The 19,466-nt window shown below is 63.5% G+C and carries 17 protein-coding genes; 10 read left to right on the top strand and 7 right to left on the bottom strand.

Annotated elements, in window-relative coordinates:
• Positions 1-2: 2 nt before the first annotated feature.
• Positions 3-1,205, bottom strand: a complete 1,203-nt coding sequence (locus ACOOGG_RS16385) for an amidase family protein (RefSeq protein WP_420436980.1) — start codon at positions 1,203-1,205, stop codon at positions 3-5.
• Between the two features lie 81 nt (positions 1,206-1,286).
• Between ACOOGG_RS16385 and ACOOGG_RS16380 the strand changes: the two genes are divergently transcribed.
• Both ACOOGG_RS16380 and ACOOGG_RS16375 read left to right on the top strand, forming a co-directional pair.
• A complete protein-coding gene (locus tag ACOOGG_RS16380; protein ID WP_420436978.1) occupies positions 1,287-2,384 on the top strand; it encodes a ring-opening amidohydrolase in 1,098 nt (365 codons plus the stop codon).
• A 1-nt stretch (position 2,385) separates the two neighbouring features.
• Positions 2,386-2,949, top strand: a complete 564-nt coding sequence (locus ACOOGG_RS16375) for a carboxymuconolactone decarboxylase family protein (RefSeq protein ID WP_420436976.1) — start codon at positions 2,386-2,388, stop codon at positions 2,947-2,949.
• Between the two features lie 11 nt (positions 2,950-2,960).
• On the opposite strand, the gene ACOOGG_RS16370 is transcribed toward ACOOGG_RS16375, so the two are convergent.
• Positions 2,961-4,703, bottom strand: coding sequence for a CocE/NonD family hydrolase (locus ACOOGG_RS16370; RefSeq protein ID WP_420436974.1), 1,743 nt, complete (start codon positions 4,701-4,703; stop codon positions 2,961-2,963).
• 94 nt (positions 4,704-4,797) lie between these two features.
• On the opposite strand from ACOOGG_RS16370, the gene ACOOGG_RS16365 reads away from it, so the two are divergent.
• From ACOOGG_RS16365 to ACOOGG_RS16355, 3 genes are all read left to right on the top strand, one after another.
• Positions 4,798-6,018, top strand: a complete 1,221-nt coding sequence (locus tag ACOOGG_RS16365) for an NADH:flavin oxidoreductase (RefSeq protein ID WP_420436972.1) — start codon at positions 4,798-4,800, stop codon at positions 6,016-6,018.
• An 86-nt stretch (positions 6,019-6,104) separates the two neighbouring features.
• A complete protein-coding gene (locus tag ACOOGG_RS16360) occupies positions 6,105-7,058 on the top strand; it encodes a cyclase family protein (protein WP_420436970.1) in 954 nt (317 codons plus the stop codon).
• Entirely contained in the window at positions 6,943-7,965 is a 1,023-nt protein-coding gene (locus ACOOGG_RS16355) for a DMT family transporter (protein ID WP_420436968.1), read from the top strand. The genes ACOOGG_RS16360 and ACOOGG_RS16355 overlap by 116 nt, the downstream gene beginning before the upstream one ends.
• A 31-nt stretch (positions 7,966-7,996) precedes the next feature.
• Here the strand turns inward: ACOOGG_RS16355 and ACOOGG_RS16350 are convergent, their stop codons facing one another.
• Entirely contained in the window at positions 7,997-9,208 is a 1,212-nt protein-coding gene (locus tag ACOOGG_RS16350) for an FAD-dependent monooxygenase (RefSeq protein WP_420436966.1), read from the bottom strand.
• Positions 9,209-9,350: 142 nt separating this feature from the next.
• On the opposite strand from ACOOGG_RS16350, the gene ACOOGG_RS16345 reads away from it, so the two are divergent.
• On the top strand, positions 9,351-10,571 hold the full coding sequence (locus ACOOGG_RS16345) for a M24 family metallopeptidase (RefSeq protein WP_420436964.1): 1,221 nt from the start codon (positions 9,351-9,353) through the stop codon (positions 10,569-10,571).
• Here ACOOGG_RS16345 and ACOOGG_RS16340 read toward each other — a convergent pair.
• The 3 genes from ACOOGG_RS16340 to hisD form a co-directional block, all read right to left on the bottom strand.
• Positions 10,566-11,576, bottom strand: coding sequence for an amidohydrolase family protein (locus ACOOGG_RS16340; RefSeq protein ID WP_420436962.1), 1,011 nt, complete (start codon positions 11,574-11,576; stop codon positions 10,566-10,568). The two genes, ACOOGG_RS16345 and ACOOGG_RS16340, sit on opposite strands and share 6 nt — an antisense overlap.
• A gap of 63 nt (positions 11,577-11,639) precedes the next feature.
• Positions 11,640-12,974 carry a dihydroorotase gene (locus tag ACOOGG_RS16335; RefSeq protein ID WP_420436960.1) on the bottom strand — a complete coding sequence of 445 codons (1,335 nt, stop codon included), beginning with the start codon at positions 12,972-12,974 and terminating at the stop codon, positions 11,640-11,642.
• A 13-nt stretch (positions 12,975-12,987) separates the two neighbouring features.
• Positions 12,988-14,262, bottom strand: coding sequence for a histidinol dehydrogenase (gene hisD, locus ACOOGG_RS16330; protein ID WP_420436958.1), 1,275 nt, complete (start codon positions 14,260-14,262; stop codon positions 12,988-12,990).
• Between the two features lie 126 nt (positions 14,263-14,388).
• Here hisD and ACOOGG_RS16325 point away from each other — a divergent pair, with 126 nt between their 5' ends.
• Positions 14,389-15,168 (top strand): SDR family NAD(P)-dependent oxidoreductase, encoded by a 780-nt coding sequence (locus tag ACOOGG_RS16325; RefSeq protein WP_420436956.1) that lies wholly within the window; start codon positions 14,389-14,391, stop codon positions 15,166-15,168.
• A gap of 6 nt (positions 15,169-15,174) precedes the next feature.
• On the opposite strand, the gene ACOOGG_RS16320 is transcribed toward ACOOGG_RS16325, so the two are convergent.
• Positions 15,175-15,546: a VOC family protein gene (locus ACOOGG_RS16320; protein WP_420436954.1), complete on the bottom strand. Its 372-nt coding sequence runs from the start codon at positions 15,544-15,546 to the stop codon at positions 15,175-15,177.
• A gap of 88 nt (positions 15,547-15,634) precedes the next feature.
• On the opposite strand from ACOOGG_RS16320, the gene ACOOGG_RS16315 reads away from it, so the two are divergent.
• From ACOOGG_RS16315 to ACOOGG_RS16305, 3 genes are read left to right on the top strand one after another with little or no spacing between them, the layout of a single operon-like run.
• Positions 15,635-16,636 carry a zinc-dependent alcohol dehydrogenase gene (locus ACOOGG_RS16315; protein WP_420436952.1) on the top strand — a complete coding sequence of 334 codons (1,002 nt, stop codon included), beginning with the start codon at positions 15,635-15,637 and terminating at the stop codon, positions 16,634-16,636.
• 11 nt (positions 16,637-16,647) lie between these two features.
• Positions 16,648-17,886: a M24 family metallopeptidase gene (locus ACOOGG_RS16310; RefSeq protein ID WP_420436950.1), complete on the top strand. Its 1,239-nt coding sequence runs from the start codon at positions 16,648-16,650 to the stop codon at positions 17,884-17,886.
• The gene (locus tag ACOOGG_RS16305) at positions 17,883-19,463 is read left to right on the top strand and encodes a PEP-utilizing enzyme (protein ID WP_420436948.1); all 1,581 of its coding nucleotides are present in this window, start codon (positions 17,883-17,885) and stop codon (positions 19,461-19,463) included. Before ACOOGG_RS16310 ends, ACOOGG_RS16305 begins: the two co-directional genes overlap by 4 nt.
• Positions 19,464-19,466 lie beyond the last annotated feature (3 nt).

Genomic DNA, 19,466 nt, shown 5'->3' with positions numbered 1-19,466 from the left:
GTCTAACTCTCTCCCCTGTCACCTAGCGAGACCATCAGGTCCAACAGGCGATCGTCTTCGCCGGGAGCGGCCAGAAGGCCGACTCCCACCGTCCGGGGATTGCCATCGCGGCGGACGGAGAAAACCGCCTGAGGGGCTCCGGTGAGGCTGCTTGGCGCCGCTAGCCGAAAACAGCCGCTTCTGAATTGGGCCAGCTGTTCGTCATCCCATGCTCGCATTGGACCGTGCTCGAGCATCACCGGGAGCACTAAGACTGTTCCCGGTTCGACTGCGGCGGTGAATGTCTGGGCGTATCTGAGCCTCTCCTGGTGGTCTTGTTCCTTGACCTCCGCTGGATCCCGGGAAAGGCGCTCGCATCGCTCCAGCCTCGACTGCACATCGTGGGCCAGAGATGAGCCGTGCTCTTCGACCCAGCGACCGTGGTTCGACCAGATTTCCCGTCCTTGAAGTCGGGCGAACAAGTCTCCGACATCGGTACTGGTGAAGTCGCCAAACTCGACCTCTTCGAATGGCACCCCCATGATGGAGGCCGCGGCCTCGGCAACAGCAGTCCCAATGCTGGTGGTGGTGGCATCCGCGGTGTCGAAGACGTCGGCGGCGAGCTTGACCCCGACGGGCGGGACGAGGCTGGTAGTTTGCGGCGCTAGCACCCGGAGCGCATCAGCGATGATCGAAGCATGAAGTCCGAATATGCCGACGACGTCGAGTGATTGCGCCAGCGGGATCACACCGTCGGGGTTTATCAGGCCGTGCGATGGCCTGATGCTGTGCAGGCCGCATGCGGCTGCGGGCACTCGAATAGAGCCTGCGGTGTCGGTGCCGAGGCCGATGTCGGCCAGTCCTGCCGCCACTGCCGCGGCCGACCCCGACGATGAGCCGCCGCAGAAGAGCCGGTTGTCGAGTGCATTGCGCGGCGGCGAACCCTCGCCCACGTTGCCGATCAGCGAATACGCCAGCTGATCCAGCTTCGTCAGCCCGACGAGGTCGGCGCCGGCGTTGAGCATGCAGGTCAAGATCGGCGATGTTTCTGACGCTTCGACATGGGTTGCCCGCCAGCGCTCGTGGCCGAACGAGCTTCGATGGCCCTTGAGGCTGAAGAGGTCCTTGGCTACGAAGGTGCGGCCCCGCAGACTGCCTGCTTCGGAGCCGCTTATGGCAACGCTGTTGGGCGCGAAGGCCCCGACGTCGGTCGGGTCAGGGGTCATGGTCCTTTCCATCCTTCGTGCCGCAGTCTGCCAATATCTAGGGACCTTCAACGTTAGTGAAACCGAGGGAGCGTCAGTCCGATGCCTTTTGAAGTGCGCAAGATCCCATTCGAACACGTCACGGACACCGCTGGGCTCGAACAGGCCATAGCGGAAGGCGCCTTCCGGGGCGATCAGATCGTCGGGGTGGTCGGCAAGGTCGAGGGTAACGGCGGCGTCAACGACTTCTCCCGTATCCTGGCCGACCGAGTGCTGCGCGACTTCCTAGTCGAGCAATGCGGGCACTCCCGGGAGTCGGCGCTGCAAGTGCCCATCGCCTGGTCTGGCGGCACCGACGGGGTGATCTCGCCCCACATGACTGTGTTCGCCAAAGTCGATGGGCCGGATGAGCCTGCAAACGAGAAGCGCCTCACCGTCGGGCAAGCAGTCTCGGTCCCCATCCTGCCCGAAGAGATCGGTCGCCTTGCCATGCTCGACAAGGTGGCCGACGCGGTGAAGCTGGCCGTCACCGACGCCGGCATAGATGACCCGGCCGATGTCCACTATGTGCAGACCAAGACGCCCTTGTTGACCGCCGAGCGCATCGCCGATGCTCATGCCCGGGGCCAGACGGTGGCGCTGGAGGACACCATGGAATCGATGGCGGTTTCCAACGCCACCTCTGCACTGGGCATCGCCACTGCATTAGGCGAGATCGAACGGCCTCGTGAAGACCAGATCGCCAAAGACCTCTCGGTCTACTCGTCAGTAGCGTCGTGCTCGTCGGGGGTTGAACAGACCCAGGCCCAGGTGGTGGTGGTCGGCAATCGCCTCGGCGTAGGCGGCCGCTACCGGTCGGGCCACTCGATCATGGAGGACAACCTCGACTTCCCCGGCATCTACCGGGCGATTCGCTCGGCCGGCCTCGACTTGCCCGAGCGGCCCATCCCCGAGGACCTCGACGGCCGCGTGGTCAACTGCTTCATCAAGTGCGAGATCCATCCGAGCGGCCGACTCCGAGGACGGCGCCAAGTCTCGCAAAACGATTCGGACATCCACCACACCCACCACACCAAGGGCGCCGTGGGAGGCGTGGCCGCCGCCGCGCTGGGAGATCCCGCCGTGTTCGTCTCGGTTGCCGGTCTCCAATCCGGCCCCGCGGGGGGCGGATCGGTGGCCGCCATCGTCGACTTGGGCTGAGATGGCGCGACTGCCCGGCCTGCCTCCAGGCGACCTCAACGCTGAGCAGCGGGCCCTGTACGACTCCATCGCGGGAGGCGATCGGGCCAAGGACGCATCGTTTCCGCTGACCGACGAGAACGGGGCCCTAATCGGACCCTTCAACGTGTTGCTCTACAGCCCTGGGGTCGGCGACGCAGTTCAGCGGCTTGGCGCCGCTCTGAGGTTCCACGGCGACCTCAGCGCAGCTGTGCGCGAGATGGCCATCCTCATGGTCGCCACCTACCACGACTGTGAGTTCGAGCGGTGGGCCCACGAACCGATCGCCCGACGCGTCGGGATGACCGAGGAGCAGGTCGCAGATCTGCGGGCTGGGACGCGGCCCGACCTACATGCCTCCGACCTAGAGGCGGCCTACGACGTTTGCAAGTCGATACTCCACAACAGGTCCGTCGACGACGACGTCTACGGCCGAGCTATTGAGGCGCTGGGGGAAGATCGCGTCGTCGAGCTGATGACGGTCGTCGGCTACTACGGGATGCTGGCCCAGCTCATGAACACTTTCGAGGTTGAGCCGCCTGATTGACGATTCCCCGCTCAGCCGTTCGGAATGTGCGGCACCAATACCCAGTTGGGAAGTTCGGGGCCGAAATGAACTGTGACCTGGTTATCGAAAATCTCCGGTGGGCGATTCCTAACATCGTCGTGCAGGAAAGGACCGCAGCCCCTTAGCTCGTTCTTGAAGTTCGACAGCTTGAGCCCAGTGGTGTCACCGGCCCACTCGTAATCGCGACCTCGAATCGACAAGCCGATGCGATAGCCCGAGGGAATCACGATGGACGTCGGCCAGATCTCGATATCCAGCTCATAGACCTCCCCCGGGATCAGCGACTGTTCCTCGTCATGGGTGTGGTATGGCCGCCACACCTCCGACAAGGACTCGTCCAACTTGCGGTGCGAGGCCCGCAGCCAACCCTGGGCGATGGGCGTGTGGGGGTCGATTGCCCCCATGAACGTCACTTCTTCCCCATTTGGGTCGAAGACCCCGAACACCAAGAACAAATCAGCATCAGTGGTGGACGACGAAATGTGGAGCTTGGCCGAGAGCGGTCCGGTCACCTCGGTCTCCTCTTCGACCGGCGCCATAAAGAACGTGAGCCCGTCGCCCATGGCCTCATACGAGATCGTCGCCGGCGTCGTTACCGGGTCGTGCACCAGCGTCTGGTCCGACGGGTCGAGATGCAGCTTGGTCCAGTCGGTGCGCGGGATGGGCCAGTCGGATTCGGCCCGCTCGACAAAGCGGTCGACGTGGCGGACCAACAGCTGCACCCGCGGCTGATCGTCCCACGCCGCGTCGTCGCCCTGGAGGTACTTGGCGAAGAAGCGCTTCTGGAGCTGAACGCCGTAATCGGTGTAGTACTCGGTCCAGTGCTCGATGCCGTGGCACTCGAGGAACTTCTCGGTGGAAGCGGCCCGAATGTAGGCCTCGATGTTGCCCCGGGGGTGGAGTCCCTGCCCGCCCCAGTTCGACGCCGACAAGAACGGCACGGTCACCTTCGACCAATCGGGAGATCGGTCTTGGTGGTACTGGTCGTCGAGGGGGTGAGAGGCGATCTCGTTGCCGAAGTCGCACCGATTGGCCCGCAGGTCCTCTTCGCTCAACGTCTCGGGACCGGCAACCAGCTCACCGGTCACGATGCTTCGGGCTCCGTTCTCGCCGACGCCGTACTGCACGGTCTTGATCTGCATGTCGTACCAGTTGTCCCAGAACGTCGACAGGATTCCCCCGTGGTAGGTCATATCCCGGTACCAGTCGGCAGCCCCCTCCCAGGGGATCATTGCCGTGAGGTGGGGAGGCTGGAGCGAAGCCACGTGCCACGAGTTGATGGCGTAGTACGAGATCCCCGACAGGCCGACTTTGCCGTTGGACCAGGGCTGCACGCCGGACCACTCGATGCACTCGTAGAAGTCTTGGGTCTCGCGGGGTGAGAAGTGGTCGATGTAGCCGGGACTGCGGCCCGCCCCCCGGGAGTCCACCCGAACGCACGCGTAGCCCTCTGGCACCCACTTCTCGGGGTCGCACACTTCCCAGTTCTGGTACTTGTTGGTCGAACCGGCCGCCACATCGGGGTGCTCCTCGACCATGCGGTCCCAGGCGCTGGGGTACCCCTCTTGGAAGGCTAGGCCCTTGGCGTACGGGCCATAGCTCAAGATGACCGGGTACTTGCCGTCGTCGTCAGGGCGATACACATCGGCTCGCAACTGAAGGCCGTCGTCCATCTCGACGATCACATCCCAGTCGATCCGCATACCGTCTCGAACCTCGCTGCTCCTGCTCATGAGTCCCCTCTTTGGATTGGGTCGCTTGCTTCAGCCCGCGCAGTCTAGGAGCCTTCTCACAACCGTTCTCCAAAACTCCAACTGGGAAGCTCCTATGCACGCCTTTACGCCCGGGCAAATCGGTCGCCTCGAGATCAAGAATCGCTTCGTCAGGGCGGCGACGTCGGAGACAATGGCCACCGACAGCGGCACGGTCACGCCAGCGCTAATCGAGCTCCACCAGACGCTGGCCGCCAACGGTGTGGGGCTGTCGCTTCTCGGGCATGCCTTCGTCCACCCTCGCGGCCAATCCCTGCCCAACCAGACCGGGATCCACGACGACGCCATGATCCCCGGGCTGGCCCAGCTCACCGACGCTGTCCACAATGCCGGCGGGCGGATCTTCGCCCAGCTCGCCCACGCGGGAAACCAGGGAGGGATGCCCGGCCTCGCACAGCTAGCCCCCTCCTCGGTCGCCAACGCGCTGACTGGGTCGGTGGCCGAGCCAGCCGGCGACGATGAGATCGAAGAAGTGATTGAGGCCTTCGGCACGGCGGCCACCCGAACGTCTGACGCAGGTTTCGACGGAATCCATATCCACGCCGCCAACGGGTACCTGATCAGCTCGTTCAGCTCTCCGCACTCGAACACCCGTACTGATCGGTGGGGCGGCGATGCCGAGGGGCGATCACTGCTGCTGACCCGGGTGTACCAGTCGATCCGCCAGGCGGTCGGGCCCGATTTCCCGGTGACCGCCAAGGTGGGCATGGTCGACCAAGTGGACAACGGCTTACTGCTCGCCGAAAGCGTCGAACGGGTACGGGTGCTGGCCGGCCTCGGACTCGATGGCGTCGAAGTGAGCGTGGGGCTGATGGCCTCGGGAGCCGACTCGTGCCAGAAGTACGTTGCCGTCGATGGGCGGCGGGCCCTGGCTGACCACCTCTACCACCGGATGTTCTCGCCGCCAGGCAGCGAGGCGTACTTCGAGCCCTACGCCCAGGCCATCCGGGCCGCAGTCCCCGACTTGAAACTGCTGCTTGTGGGTGGGATCCGAACCACTGAGACGGTTGAGCGGGTACTGGCCGAGGGATCCTGCGACTTCGTGTGCCTGGCCCGACCACTCATCCGCGAGCCGGATGTGGTGGCCCAGATCGAGGCTGGCCGTAGCGGCCGGTTTGATTGCACCTCGTGCAATCTATGCCTCGAAAACGAGGGGACTTTCCGCTTGCAATGCTGGCGCACGCCGCGTGTGCGGCTCCTCCATGCCGCCGCGGCCCACATTCGGCGCCGTGTCAAGAGCCAGGCTTACCAGCCGCCGAAATCAGACCTCACTTGAAACTCGAATGGATCGCGTGAAGTATGCATCCACGCCACGTTCGCCCGCTTCGTGGCTGTTGAGCACTTGAGGGAGGAGTCCTGCGCATGGCCACCCCGAACATCACCGTTGATCTGTTGAACCAATACTGCGATGAGTACCGCAACTGGGGCCGTTGGGGCGGCGACGACGAACTCGGCACGTTGAACCACATCACCCCGGAGAAAATCGTCGAGTCGGCTGGTCTCGTTCACCAGGGGAAGGTCTTCTCGCTGGAATTGCCCCTAGACGGAAACGGCCCTCAGACGGGCGCCTTTGGCCGCGTCAACCCCATCCATCAGATGGTCGCCACCGGCACCGATCACGTTGAGGGCACCCAAGGCTGGCCGATGGGTTGGGGGGTGGCCGACGACACACTGTTCTTGTTCTTGCAGGGCGGCACCCAGTGGGACGCGCTGGCCCACATCTTCTACGACGGGAAGATGTACAACGGCTACGACGCCAGGCTTGTGTCAAGCAGCGGTGCCGAGAAGAACGGCATCGAGAATCAGAAGACGGTGGTGTCGCGTGGCGTCTTGTTGGATATACCGCGTGTGCGAGGGGTCGAGCATCTCCAACCTGGCGATGCCATCACCGGCGAAGACCTGGATGCAGCCTGTAAGCACCATGGAGTCGAGGTGGGCACCGGCGACATTGTCCTGATCCGAACCGGTGACATGGCCCGGCGGCGCGAACTGCCGGGCTGGGATGGGTTCTCGGCTGGCGACTCGCCAGGGTTGTCGCTGTTGTCTGCGCCGTGGTTGGCCGAACGGGAGGTTGCCGCCATTGCCACCGATACTTGGGGTGCCGAGGTGCGGCCCAACGAGATCGAAGGCAGTTTTCAGCCGCTGCACTTGGTGATGGTGGTCAGCATGGGATTGTTTGTCGGCGAGATCTGGTACCTCGATGAGCTCGCGGCCGACTGTGCCGAAGACGGCGTCTATGAGTTCCAGCTCGTCGCCCCGCCGCTGGTCATACCCCGAGCCGTGGGGTCGCCCCTCAACCCCCAGGCAATCAAGTAGAGACCAAGCAGAGGTGGTAGAAGGATTTGCAGGCCGCCCAACGCGGCTCTCTTCTCACGCTATCGGGCTGCTCTTAACCACCCTCGGCGTCCTAGTTCTGTCGCCGGACAGCCTTTTCATCCGGCTCGTGGATGCCGACGTGTGGACCATCGTGTTCTGGCGTGGGCTCCTCATGGGCCTGACCATCGTGACCGCAACGGCAGTGTGGTCGCGAGGTGGCGCTCTGGCCCAGTTCCGCTCTCTTGGTCCCGTGGGGCTCATCGTTGCCGCGCTGTTCGGGTCGCAGCTCACCTTGTTCGCAACGTCGATCACCCACACGAGTGTGGCCAACACCCTGGTCATCTTCGCCACCGCTCCGCTGTTTGCTGCGGTGCTCAGCAGGGTCTTCCTCGGAGAACCCATTCCCCTGCGGGTCTGGCTTGCTGTGACGGCCAGCTTGGGAGCGATTCTGTACATCTTTTTCGGCAGTATCGGCACCGGTCGCGTCAGCGGCGATCTTGCCGCGGCCGGGGCCGCCCTGGCTATGGCCATCGGTCTCACCATCATGCGCCGCAACAGCCATGTAAGCATGGTCCCGGCTTGGGGGGTCGGCGCCTTGCTGGCTGCTGGATTCGCCGCCTCTTTTGCTGATCCGTTCGGCATTTCCGGTGAAGATGTTGCGGTTCTGCTTCCCAGCGGGATCCTGGTCCTTCCCATTTCCTTTGCCCTGATTGGACACGGCCCGAGACGACTCTCAGCCCCTGAGACTGGTCTGCTCATGATTCTCGAGACGATCATTGGCCCCTTGTGGGTGTGGTGGATCTTGGAGGAGCAGCCCAATGCCGAGGCGCTGATTGGAGGAGCGGTTGTCATTGCCGTTCTGGTGGCCAACTCATTGGTCGGACTCCGCCAACCCGCTCCTTCGTGAGCTGGCCGGCAAATGAGTCGGGACAGCCGGCTCAGTCTCCCGGACCGAACAGACCGAACCGCCAAGCCGGATCACCAGGACTCATGGTCGATTCGAATTGCGCCCGCTCGCCCATGCGCCGCGACTTTGCAGCCACGGTCTGGGCCAGGTCCAGTTGTTGACGCTCCCAATCAGCCAGCGCCCCATTCAGGTTGTCGCCCGCGGCCAGATGGTCGCGCAGCGCATATCCGTCGGCGCACGCCTTGGCCGTTCCGGCGGCCACGTGGGGACGCAACGCAGTAGCCGCATCGCCGATGAGAGCGATCCGACCATGGACGAATCGGTCGGCGGCCATGTCGAATATGGCCTGGATGAACGGCTCCTCACAGGCGAGGACAAGTTCCCGCAACTGCGGTGCAAGCAGCCGCTCGGCGTCGTGGCGGAGTTCGGCCACAAAACGATCTTGGGCCAGGCCCGGCGGCATAGTAGCGGGGCGGTGAACGCCGTTTCGGTCCACCATGAGCTCCTCGAACTCCGTCCTCGGCGCATTTCGATACCACACAAAGTTGAGCGCCCGCTCTCCAGGGACAATCGAGTCTCCCGGCCCCGGGATGGCATAGGCCAGGATGTGGGCATGGTCTAGCACTTGGTACACCATGGCGTCCTCGAAAATCGCTGCGGTGCTCGGCTCAAGGTCGCTTTCCAGCACAGTGCCCCGCCACGCCACATATCCGGCATAGTCGGTGGTGGTATGCGGTGAGACGATGCCGCGCACAGTTGAGGCGATGCCGTCAGCGGCCACCAGGAGGTCGCAGTCCCGAGCTTCTCCGTGCTCGAACGAAACGGTCACGGTCTGCGGCAACTGAGTGCATCCCGCGACACCGTGGGACAAGTGGTAGCGATCGCTGGGCAGTACATCGAGCAGTGCCCGGTAGAGGGTGTTCCAGGATGTGAACCGGTTGAACGTGGGAGCAGCACCGACGATGGCGCCCGACTGATCGACATAGCTCCAGTACGTAAGGGTTAGCGCCACGTCGGCCGCTCCCCCGCGGCCTTCGCCCAACGCCGAGCCCCTCTCGGTGAAGTAGCGCTCGGTCATCGGAAGCACGACGATGCCGGCGCCCCGGCCTTCCAGGGCACTCGTTGACCGTTCATAGACGTGGACGTCGTGTCCGAGTTCGTGAAGCAAGATGCCGGCCGTCAGCCCGCCGATCGACCCGCCGGCGATGGCTATTTGGAGGGGGTTGATCCCCGTCGATGTCATGCAGCGGTTCCCCGGCAATGCTCGGTGACTGGTCTGGCAAAGGATAAGTGGCCGGCAATGGCGATGCACTCCGATGACGGGGGCGACGCAATCGCCCGTCTCTGTAGGCTGTGTCACTCCCCCATCCCTGATCGGAGAACTGATGGCGGGCTACGCAAAAGGGCCATTCGCAGTCGACTGGGAAGACCGATACGACATGTCTCGACTGCGGATCGAGCGCGTCGAGGCCGCGCAGAGCCAATTGCGCAACCAGGGCGTCGATGGTCTGTTGGTCTGGAAGGACGAAAACGTCCGGTATCTGACCTCGTTGCGGGCACAGCTCATCGCCGGTAAGACCACCGCCCTGAACGGTGCCTTGCTCCAGCCCGACCATGATCCGGTGCTTTTGTGCTCGGGCGGTGAGATCGACAAGGCGCGGCTGGGCATGCCGTGGATCGGCGAAGCGCACGCCATCCCCATCATGGAGCAAGCCGAGCTGGTGGACGGCTTTGTGAAGGACATCCTCCGGCCCATCTTGCGCAACCGAGGGCTCGACAGCGGTCGGCTGGGTCTCGACGCCGCCAACATCTCGTTCATCGAAGCCCTCCGAAGCCATCTCCCTCATCTGGAGCTAGTCGATGGCGACCAGCTCATGCAGCGAGCTCGACTAATCAAGTCCGACGTCGAGATCGACATCATCGAAGAGGCATGCGCCATCGGCGACGCGGTCACCCAACGGGCGCTTGACGAGACCCGAGCCGGTCGGCGCGAGCTCGAGATCGCCGGCGACGCCATGCAGACGCTGTTCTATCTCGGGGGCGAGATGGCCCACGTCATCACCCCGTTCGTCGCCTCCGGCGAGCACATGTCGCCGCCACATCGGCTGGCCACCGACAAGCTCACCCGGAACATGGACCTCTGCTTCATCGACATCGGCGCCATGTGGAACGGGTATTTCGCCGACATCGGTCGGACCACGATCATCGGGAGGCCATCCCGGCGCCAACAGGAGATCTATACGGCCGTATATGAGGGCCTCATGGCGGGCATCGACAAGATGAGGCCGGAGTTCACCAACCAGGACGCAGCCGACGCCATAGTGGAGACGATTGGCGGCCATGGCCTCAAAGATCACCTGTTCAGCCTGTTCATCGGCCACGGCATAGGCATGGGTGCCAACGAGCCGCCCTACATCGGCGAGAACATGCCTGGTGCCACCGTGTACCCATTCGAGCCCAACATGGTTTTCGCGGTCGAGCCCCTTGTGTGGGTGCCCGACATTCCCGGCGGTGGCGGGGTGAGAATCGAGGACATGGTGCTGATCACCGAGGGGGAACCCCGTGTCCTCTCCAGAGTCGAATACGAGGAAAGGCTGTTGCTATGACTCTCCAAAGACCCTTGCCGCGTTGCCGCCCTTCATGGCAACCCGGTCGGCATCGGTCAACCCATCGGTCCGGTCGATTAGCCCCATGGGGTCGGGCTCGCCCATGTCGAAGGGGAAGTCGGTACCGGCCATCACCCGGTCGCTGCCCACCACCTCGACGAGGTGGCGGAGGTAGAGCGGCTGGAAGACCATCGTGTCGTAGAGGAGGCGCTTCATGTAGTGGCTGGGTGGGTGGTCGGGAATGTTCACCCGGGTCTCGGGGCGCACCTCCCATGTGTGGTCGGAACGCGATGCGTAAAACGGCAGGTAGCCGCCCCCGTGCACTAGAACCAGCTTGAGGTCGGGAAGCTCCTCGAACAGCCCCGAGAAGATCATGCGGTTGGCGGCCACCATGGTCTCGAGAGGGTTGCCGATGCAGTTGGTCATGAAGTACTCGCCGAATCGGTGGCTCTCCTCGTACCCATTCGGGTGCAATATGACCGGGACTCCCTTGGCCGCCACTGCCTGCCAAAACGGCCGAAAGCCCGATTCGTCGAGGTTGCGGCCCGCGATGGTGCCGCCGATCTGCAACCCCTTGAAGCCCAGTTCGTCAACCGCCCGGTCCATTTCGGCGATGGCCAAGTCGATGTCTTGGAGGGGCACGGTGGCGCCGAACGCCGCGAACCGAGACGGCCGATCGGACACCGCCTGAGCCAAGTTGTCGTTTTGGAGTCGAGCGGCTTCAGCTCCCACGGAAGGCGGCGCCCAATATCCGTACTCGGAGACGAACGTGGACAGGCCCTGAATGTCGACTCCCGTCGCATCCATGTGCTCGATCCGGGCATCGGGCTTCGTCAGCGCATCGAAGATCTTGGGAATCATGACCTTGTTCTGGTCAAGGGATTCCTGGCCCATGAAGTAGATATAGGGCTCGTCTTGAGGCCGCCCGTGGGGGCTGAGCAGCTCACCAGCCGACGGCGTGGCCAAATGGCAGTGAACGTCGATCGTCGGCGCCTGTTGAGCCATTCCCGGTCCCCCTGACCACATTCTCCTAGGACAAGACCGAACCCTATGTGATGGGAAAAGCGACTAGCTGCCCGGACCCGGAATGAATCGGCCCTGGGGCGGGGCGCCGTCTTCAATGACTCGGCCGCGCAGCAATACCGTCTCCACGCAACCCCGCACGTCGCGACCGGCGTATGGCGTCCATCCGGCCCGAGAGACCACATCTTCGTTGGTAATCTCCCAAGTGGCATCGGGATCGAGGATGACGAGGTCGGCGTCGTAGCCGACCTCTACTCGGCCTTTGCCGTGCAGTCGATACTGCGCGGCGGGACGCTGGGCATAGGCCTCGACCAGCCGCTCCAGCGATGTGCGACCCTTCAGGGCGGCATCCACCATGAGGGGCACGGTGGTGTCTAGTCCTGGCAGGCCGAAATGGCACTCCCAGATGGTGCCCTCCCTCTTTTGCGCCTCGGTCGAAGGGGCATGATCAGTTGAAAGGTGGCTGATTGAACCATCGTTGAAGGCGTTCCACATCCGGTCTTGGTCTTCGGCCGATCGGATCCGCGCCGGCGGCGTGAATTTTCGGAACGGCCCGTGCTCGTGGATCTCCGACTCGAAGATGTAGAGGTATTGGGGGCAGGTTTCCGCCACGATCGGTGACCCTGTGGCCCGCTCCCGCTGGATCAGATCCACGACATCTGCGCTGCTGGCGTGGGCCACGGTGGCCCGAACACCGGTGACCTTGGCCAGCAGCGCCGCCGACCCCACCGCCGCCAATTCCGCTTCCCGCGACCGCCATTCGGGGATGACCCCAGGATCGATGCGGCCTTCGGCTTTGAGGCGGCGCTCGTTGCGGGCGGTCATCACATCGTCTTCGCAGTGAACCAGGCAGGCGGCGTCGAGGCTGGCCAGCTCCTCGAACACCTCCAGCAGGATCTCAGGCGTGACGGCCGGAATCCCGTGGGTGGCGCAGGTGAAGATCTTGAAGAAGGTCACCCCGGCCTCCCAAAGACTGCCGATCTCGCCGGCATGCTCGGGGAATACGTGGGCCGCGAACGCGTAGTCCACATACGACCGATCCCGCAGGTGGTGCCGCTTCTCCTGGAATCGCCCGGCGTCGGTGAGCGGCCAGCCGTGGGTGTGCTCCACGATGGTGGTGACGCCCCGACGAGCAGCGGCCCGTGTCCCGGTCGGGAAGTCCTCTCGGGTCGAATCACCCGGCTCCATCAGATGCACATGGGTGTCGACCATCCCGGGGAGCACGAATCGCCCGTCGGCTTCAAGCACCGCATCGGCGGATTCGGGTGAGTTCGGGTCGAGGACTGCCGCTACGCGGCCGTCTTGTACGTACACATCGGCCCGCAACCGGCCGGTAGCGGTCACCACCGTCCCGCCCCGGACAGCAAGATCGAACGTCATGTCGGCATTCGGATTAGTCGCGGTAGCGGCGTACGCGCAGATCGGCTTGGGCTTGATGGCCGGCGAAGTTCTCTATGGCGCACAGCCGGGAGCAGTACTCGCCGATGGCCACGCTTGACGCGGGGTTGGTCACCCGCTGATAGGTCACGGTCTTGATGAACTTTCCAACCCAGAGTCCTCCGGTGTAGCGGGCGGCCGACTGGGTGGGCAGTGTGTGATTGGTGCCGATGACCTTGTCGCCGTAGGACACGTTGGTCATGGGGCCGAGGAAGACGGCTCCGTAGTTGGTCAGGCCTTCCAAGAAGAAGTCGTCGTCAGAGGTCATCACCTGCACGTGCTCGAACGCAAGCTCGTTGGCCATTTGGAGCATCTCGGCGCGGTCGGCGCAGAGGATCACCCTTCCGTAGTCGGCCCAGGCCTTGGACGCCACGTCTGCCGTTGGCAGTGTCTCAAGCTGCCGCTCCACCTCCTCCATCGTCGCCTGCCCGAGCTCGCGGGAGGTTGTCAGCAACACCGCCGGGCTGGTCGGTCCGTGCTCGGCTTGGCCGAGGAGATCGGTGGCGCACATCTCGGCGTCGACCGAGTCGTCGGTCAACAGCAGAGTCTCGGTCGGCCCGGCCAGCAGATCGATCCCCACTCGTCCGTACAGCTGCCGCTTGGCCTCGGCCACGAACGCGTTGCCCGGGCCAACGAGCATGTCGACCGGCGCGATGAACTCGGCCCCCAGAGCCATGGCCGCCACGGCTTGAACACCGCCCAGCAGATAGATCTCGTCGGCGCCCCCCAGGTGCATGGCCGCAATGGTCTCGGCCGGTACCGAGCCCTGGATCGGCGGTGTGCAGGCGGCCACCCGGGGCGCACCCGCCACTTTGGCAGTGACCACACTCATATGGGCGGAGGCGACCATGGGATAGCGCCCGCCCGGCACATAGGCGCCCACATTGGCCACTGGGATGTTCTTGTGCCCGAGCGTTACCCCCGGCAAGGTCTCGACTTCCACATCGGAGAGCGAACCAAGCTGGGCTTGGGCGAAGTTTCTGATCTGGGTCTGGGCGAACCTGATGTCGTCGAGAATTGCCGGGTCGACGCCGGATATGACCCTCTCGATGTCTTCAGCAGAGAGCTGGAACGACTCCGGCGACCACCCGTCGAAGTCTGCCGAATACTGCCGGACGGCTTCAGCACCGCGATCTTCGATGTCTTGGATGATCTTTGCCACCTGCTCGGCGAGTTCAGGGTCTGCGCCATGTGAGCCCTTGGCGGTGGCGTCCTTGAGGGTCTCGGCCATAGTCGCTCCGCACCTCTCGGTTTGATGGCTCTTAGATGGCGATCGGTCCCCGATGCAATGCATCGTGGCTGGCGATGTACGACGATATCAGTACATCCAAAGTGCCCGACCGAAAGCAGGTGCCCCATGAAGCTCGACAGGAAGGTCGTCGTTGTCACCGGCGCGAGCCAGGGAATCGGCCGGGAGATCGCTCTTACATGCGCGCAGGAGGGGGGCAGCATGGTGTTGGCCGCTCGCTCGGTCGGAGCGCTCGAGGAAGTGGCCAGCCTGATCGAAGCCGCCGGTGGCCAAGCCCAAGTGGTTGAAACCGATGTCTCCAACCCCGACGCGGTGGCCTCGCTCGCCAGCCAGGTCTTGTCTAGGTGGGGCCGCATCGACGTGTTGGTGAACAACAGCGGGATCGGCGGTCCTTCAGCGCCGCTGTGGGAAGTGCAGCCTGCCGATTGGGAGCAGACCTTCGCGGTGAACGTGACCGGAGTTTTCTTGTGCTGCCAGGCCATGCTGCCCTCGATGATCGAGCGCCGGTCCGGTTCGATCATCAACATCGGCTCGATCACCGGCAAGCGCCCGCTGCTGAACCGAACTGCCTATGCTGCCAGCAAGGCGGCACTCATCGGACTCACTCGCACGCTGGCGGTGGAGGCTGGACCCCACCATATTCGGGTCAACCTCGTCTCGCCTGGCTTTGTGGAAGGCGAGCGGATCGAATGGGTTTTTCAGCAACAATCAGCCCAGCAAGACCGCCCCGTGGCTGCCGTCCGTTCGGCCGCCGAGCAGATGACGCCGCTGAGGCGGCTGGTCACCGCCGTAGACGTGGCCCGAACCGTCGCCTTTTTGGCCTCCGATGAGTCCGCGGGGATCACCGGGGACGACGTCAACGTGACCGCTGGACTGGTGATGTACTGAGGTTGGTCAGTACACGATCATTTCGATCATGTTGCCCCAGGGGTCATTGAAGAAAACCTGGCGTAGTGCGGCCGGCGAATCCGGGAGCTCCCAGACTGAGACTCCGTGCCCGTCTAGGTGCTCCACCATTGCCTCGACATCGTCGACTCGAAAGGCCAGGTGGCTCTCATTCGCCCTGACCGGAGAATCGGTGCCTCTCAAGGTGCCGTCGGTGGTCAGGTGCACGGGGGTGCCGCCGGCGTCGAACCAGGCTCCAGGGAAGCCGAAATCGGGTCGGGGGATTTGGGGTAGACCGAGCACATCGCGGTAAAAGCTGACCGCCTCGTCGATGTCGCCAACGCATATTGATCCGTGGTCGAGTTTGGTGAGTCGAGGCATGAGAACTGAGAGCGCCTTCGTCGGTCGAGGTCGAAGAACAAGAATAGCCCCAAGCAAGGCAGCCTCGGCAGGGGGCTAGTCTCAGCAGATGCGGGCCGCACAACTCATCGAGCCTGGGATCGTCGAGGTCCTTGATGTGCCGACGCCCGAATCTGGAGATGCGGCTGTCATCCGGATGGAGACTCTCGGATTGTGCGGTACCGATTTGAGCATCGTGGCTGGCAAGATCCCGGTCGAGATGCCCCGTGTGATGGGCCATGAGGGAATCGGCACTATCGAAGTCGCCGGACCCACCGCGGATTTCGAAGCAGGTCAACGAGTCCTTATCAATCCTGGATTGTTCTGCGAACACTGCGATCTGTGTCGCCGTGGGTATCCCAATCTCTGTCCCAACGGTGGACTGCTGGGCCGAGAGCTCGACGGGTTGTTCTCCGACTATGCGGCAATTCCGGAACGGCAATTGCTCGCCGTCCCCGATGGAGTGTCCTCCGAAGCGTCCGGGGTGGTACAGGTATTGGGCACCTGTGTCCACGCTGTATCCAAAGCCCCGGTTTCGCCCGGCGATACCGCCGTGGTCCTCGGCCTTGGGGTGTCTGGCCAGCTCATCGCCCAGCTTCTAGCGGCCAAGGGAGCACAAGTCATTGGCGTCACCCGGTCTGAGTGGAAGCGAGAGCTTGCGCTCCAACTGGGCGCAACGGCTGCGGCCGCTCCTGAACAAGCGGCTCAAGTGGTGGCTGAGCTCACCGGCGGTCGAGGATCTGACGTGGTCTTCGAGGCGGTGGGCACGGTGCAGACCTTTTCCCAGGCCATCGAACTTGCCGGCTCAGCGGCCACCGTCGTGTTCTTTGGCACCACCACCGGGATCGGGGATGGACTGCCCTACTATCAGCTCTACTACAAGGAGCTGACACTGCGAAACCCACGGGGAGCCACGATGGCAGACTACGAGCAGGCAATCGCCTTGGTGGCCAGTGGAGTCATCAATGGCGTCCCGCTCATCTCGTCCCGATTTGGCCTGGATGAAGTCAACCACGCCCTTGACGCGACACAAGATCCATCGACACTTAAGGTGTTGATGGAGCTGAATTGAATGGAGCAAACATGAAGGAAGCATTCGGCGTACTCGCCACCGATTGGCGCGAAGGCATCAATTGGCAAGAGGTCCGCGAATGGCGCTTGCGAAGGGCTCGAGAAGCCATGCGCCGCCATGGCCTCGGGGCGATGCTGCTGATGTACGACGAGAACATCCGCTATGTCACCTCCACAATGACCCCCGGTTGGAACCAGCTCAAGCCCGGTCTGCGCTACGCCGTGCTCACCGAGGGCAAAGAGCCGATTCTCTATGAACAGGGCGACATCGGCTACCACATCCGCGAGCACTCGCCCTGGATCCCCAAGGAGAACGTCCGATACTCATACGCCTGGATAAAGGGCGCCGCCGGACCGGCTTCCACCGCACAGGTCGACAAATTCACCAACGCTCTGATGAATGATCTGGAGGACGCAGGCGTTTCCGATCAGCCCCTAGGCGTGGACTTCATGGACCTCAATATGATCCGCGCCTTCGAAGAGCGGGGCCTTAACTGGGTTGACGGCATGACCCCCATGATGGAAGCCCGGGCCATCAAAAGCCCGAATGAGCAGAAGGCATTGCAGATGGTCGGTTCGATCTGCGACGTGACCCACTATGAACTGACCCAGTGGCTGAAGCCCGGAATCACCGAAAACGAGGTCACCGCATTCACCATGGAGTACCTCTACAACTTCCCGGGCATGGAAAACGTGGAAGACGTCATCGTCTCTTCGGGGCCGAACGCCTGGCCAAACTGGCGCAATCACGGCGACCGGATTATTCGTCCGGGCGACATCGTAATCATCGATCTCGCCGCGCTGACCTGGAACGGGTTCAAGTCGTGCGTCTACCGGACCTACTGCGTGGGCGGTGAGCCTACCGACGAGCATCAGCAGTACTACGACCTGGCCTCCAAGTGGCTCTGGGATTCGATCGAACTAGTCCGGCCCGGGGTCACCACCGCTGACATCGCCTCCGTCTGGCCGTCGGCCAAGGAGATCTGGGGCTACGAGGAGGAAGACGAGGCCGCCGCCAACCTGTGGGGCCATGGCCTTGGCTTGGCCCAATACGACCAACCGGTTATCTCTAGGATCTGGTCGCTCGACCATCCCCAGGAGATCCAACCCGGCATGGTTTTCGCCCTCGAAACCCAGCACGGCAAGCTCCATGAATTCGGGGTCCGGCTCGAAGAAATGCTGACCGTTACCGACACCGGCATCGAGATGTTGTCCACTTACAAGAGTCACGAGATCATCCGCGCCGGATGACCGCAGACCGCTTTCGAGTCCGCGGTCTCGACGATCCATCGGCTGCTGACGTTGCCATTGGCGGTGCCAAGGGAGCTGGCCTTGCCCGCGCTCGCGCCGCGGGTTTTCCGGTGCTCGACGGTTTTGTAATCCCACCGGCGTGCTCCGAAGAAGCCCTCGGCCGAGCAGTCGAGGTGCTTGAATCCCGAGGTACCGGAGGGTCGAGGATGGCCATCATTGGACATCAGTTGCCCGACTCGCTGATTGAAGAGGTCAAGCAGTTCGCCACCGAACTCCAGCCGCCCTTCATCGTCCGATCCTCCAGCGTGCTCGAGGGCGAGGGCGAATGGTCGGGGGCGTTCACCTCGGTTCCCGAAGTCCAGCCCGGTGAGATCGGCCAAGCCGCCAAGAGCGTTTGGGCGACCAGCTTCGCCATCGAAGTGCTGGAGCGATTCGAGGCATCTGAGTTGGAGCCGGGGAGTGCACCAATGGGTGTCTTGGTTCAGCCTGAGGTGCAACCCGACTATGGCGGGGCGGCCATAGTCGATGCTGCCGGCGCGGTGACCGTCAACGCGGTGAAGGGGTCGCCGCGGGACTTGATGGCCGGCTGGGTGCCCGGTGTCCGGGCGGTCTACGAGGAAGGCACCCTTAGAGGAGACGAATGCGTTGACTTGATGGGGGAAGACCAAACCCTGGCCATCGCGGAACTGGCGTTGCGGGCGAAGGAAACGCTGGGCTCCAACCTCATCGAGTGGGCGATCGTGGAAAGCGCCCCCCTCTTGTTGCAGGTTCAACGTTCGGCCGTGCACGAGGTCGAGGAGGCAATGGTGGTGCCCGCGGCACTGGCCCATCCCTTCGCACTCGAGTTCGTGCGACTGACGCATCGCTACCCGGGTTCGCTCGGCGACGAACTGGTTCTCGGCTGGATGTCAGCTGCCCCCGCCGAACTCGAGGCGGCGGCGTACATCCAGACGGGCAACCGAGACGCGGTGCTCGAGGAGGCCCGGGAGATCGCGGCAACGCTGACCGCTCAAGCATGGGGAAAGCCCGCCAAGCAGGCTTTAGCACAGGCCGAGTTCGTGCTCCGGCGAATGCGAAGCGACCGTCCCAACGAATCCATCGACGCGCTACGGGATCTGCAACCAGTCGACCCGGTTCTGGCCAGCAGGCTGTTGGGCATGGTCGAGTACCTCATGAGCACCGATGTTGCTCCTCCACGACGCGGGATGGGCCGCTGGGAGCCGGTATTGGCCGGGGTGCTGGCTCTCCAAGGGGATGTCCACGAAGGCGAGCCCAGCGTCGGGGGTGTGGGTGCCGGCCGAATGGTGTGGCTCGACAGCTCCAAGCAGACTGGTCATGTGCAGCCCCGTGACATCATCGTCACCCAGTATCCGCTTCAGAACTTCTCTCCCCTCCTGTGGGATGCGGCTGGTATCGTGACCGTCGGGGGAGCGCCCACCGCCCACCTGTTCGAAGTCGCCCGATCGCTGACGGTTCCCGCGGTCATCAACTGCCCCATCGCCCACATCGTCAAGTCCGGCCCCCGCTTGGGCATGCTCGACGGCGACGCCGGCCGCGTGGCCCTGGCCAAGGACTGACCG

It is taken from the genome of Candidatus Poriferisocius sp., from assembly GCF_965214065.1.
In the GTDB taxonomy this organism is placed as follows: domain Bacteria; phylum Actinomycetota; class Acidimicrobiia; order Acidimicrobiales; family Bin134; genus Poriferisocius.
The sequence above is the reverse complement of the archived record's forward strand: the minus strand, read 5'-3'. Positions and strand labels throughout refer to the sequence as shown.

What these genes read in the sequence shown, in the direction of transcription:
- ACOOGG_RS16355 (WP_420436968.1), top strand. Translation starts at nt 6,943, where the DNA reads ATGAGCTCGCGGCCGACTGTGCCGAAGACGGCGTCTATGAGTTCCAGC.
- ACOOGG_RS16365 (WP_420436972.1), top strand. Translation starts at nt 4,798, where the DNA reads ATGCACGCCTTTACGCCCGGGCAAATCGGTCGCCTCGAGATCAAGAAT.
- ACOOGG_RS16305 (WP_420436948.1), top strand. Translation starts at nt 17,883, where the DNA reads ATGACCGCAGACCGCTTTCGAGTCCGCGGTCTCGACGATCCATCGGCT.
- ACOOGG_RS16310 (WP_420436950.1), top strand. Translation starts at nt 16,648, where the DNA reads ATGAAGGAAGCATTCGGCGTACTCGCCACCGATTGGCGCGAAGGCATC.
- ACOOGG_RS16320 (WP_420436954.1), bottom strand. Translation starts at nt 15,546, where the DNA reads ATGCCTCGACTCACCAAACTCGACCACGGATCAATATGCGTTGGCGAC.
- ACOOGG_RS16340 (WP_420436962.1), bottom strand. Translation starts at nt 11,576, where the DNA reads ATGGCTCAACAGGCGCCGACGATCGACGTTCACTGCCATTTGGCCACG.
- ACOOGG_RS16345 (WP_420436964.1), top strand. Translation starts at nt 9,351, where the DNA reads ATGGCGGGCTACGCAAAAGGGCCATTCGCAGTCGACTGGGAAGACCGA.
- ACOOGG_RS16335 (WP_420436960.1), bottom strand. Translation starts at nt 12,974, where the DNA reads ATGACGTTCGATCTTGCTGTCCGGGGCGGGACGGTGGTGACCGCTACC.
- ACOOGG_RS16370 (WP_420436974.1), bottom strand. Translation starts at nt 4,703, where the DNA reads ATGAGCAGGAGCAGCGAGGTTCGAGACGGTATGCGGATCGACTGGGAT.
- ACOOGG_RS16385 (WP_420436980.1), bottom strand. Translation starts at nt 1,205, where the DNA reads ATGACCCCTGACCCGACCGACGTCGGGGCCTTCGCGCCCAACAGCGTT.
- ACOOGG_RS16375 (WP_420436976.1), top strand. Translation starts at nt 2,386, where the DNA reads ATGGCGCGACTGCCCGGCCTGCCTCCAGGCGACCTCAACGCTGAGCAG.
- ACOOGG_RS16325 (WP_420436956.1), top strand. Translation starts at nt 14,389, where the DNA reads ATGAAGCTCGACAGGAAGGTCGTCGTTGTCACCGGCGCGAGCCAGGGA.
- ACOOGG_RS16380 (WP_420436978.1), top strand. Translation starts at nt 1,287, where the DNA reads ATGCCTTTTGAAGTGCGCAAGATCCCATTCGAACACGTCACGGACACC.
- ACOOGG_RS16315 (WP_420436952.1), top strand. Translation starts at nt 15,635, where the DNA reads ATGCGGGCCGCACAACTCATCGAGCCTGGGATCGTCGAGGTCCTTGAT.
- hisD (WP_420436958.1), bottom strand. Translation starts at nt 14,262, where the DNA reads ATGGCCGAGACCCTCAAGGACGCCACCGCCAAGGGCTCACATGGCGCA.
- ACOOGG_RS16360 (WP_420436970.1), top strand. Translation starts at nt 6,105, where the DNA reads ATGGCCACCCCGAACATCACCGTTGATCTGTTGAACCAATACTGCGAT.
- ACOOGG_RS16350 (WP_420436966.1), bottom strand. Translation starts at nt 9,208, where the DNA reads ATGACATCGACGGGGATCAACCCCCTCCAAATAGCCATCGCCGGCGGG.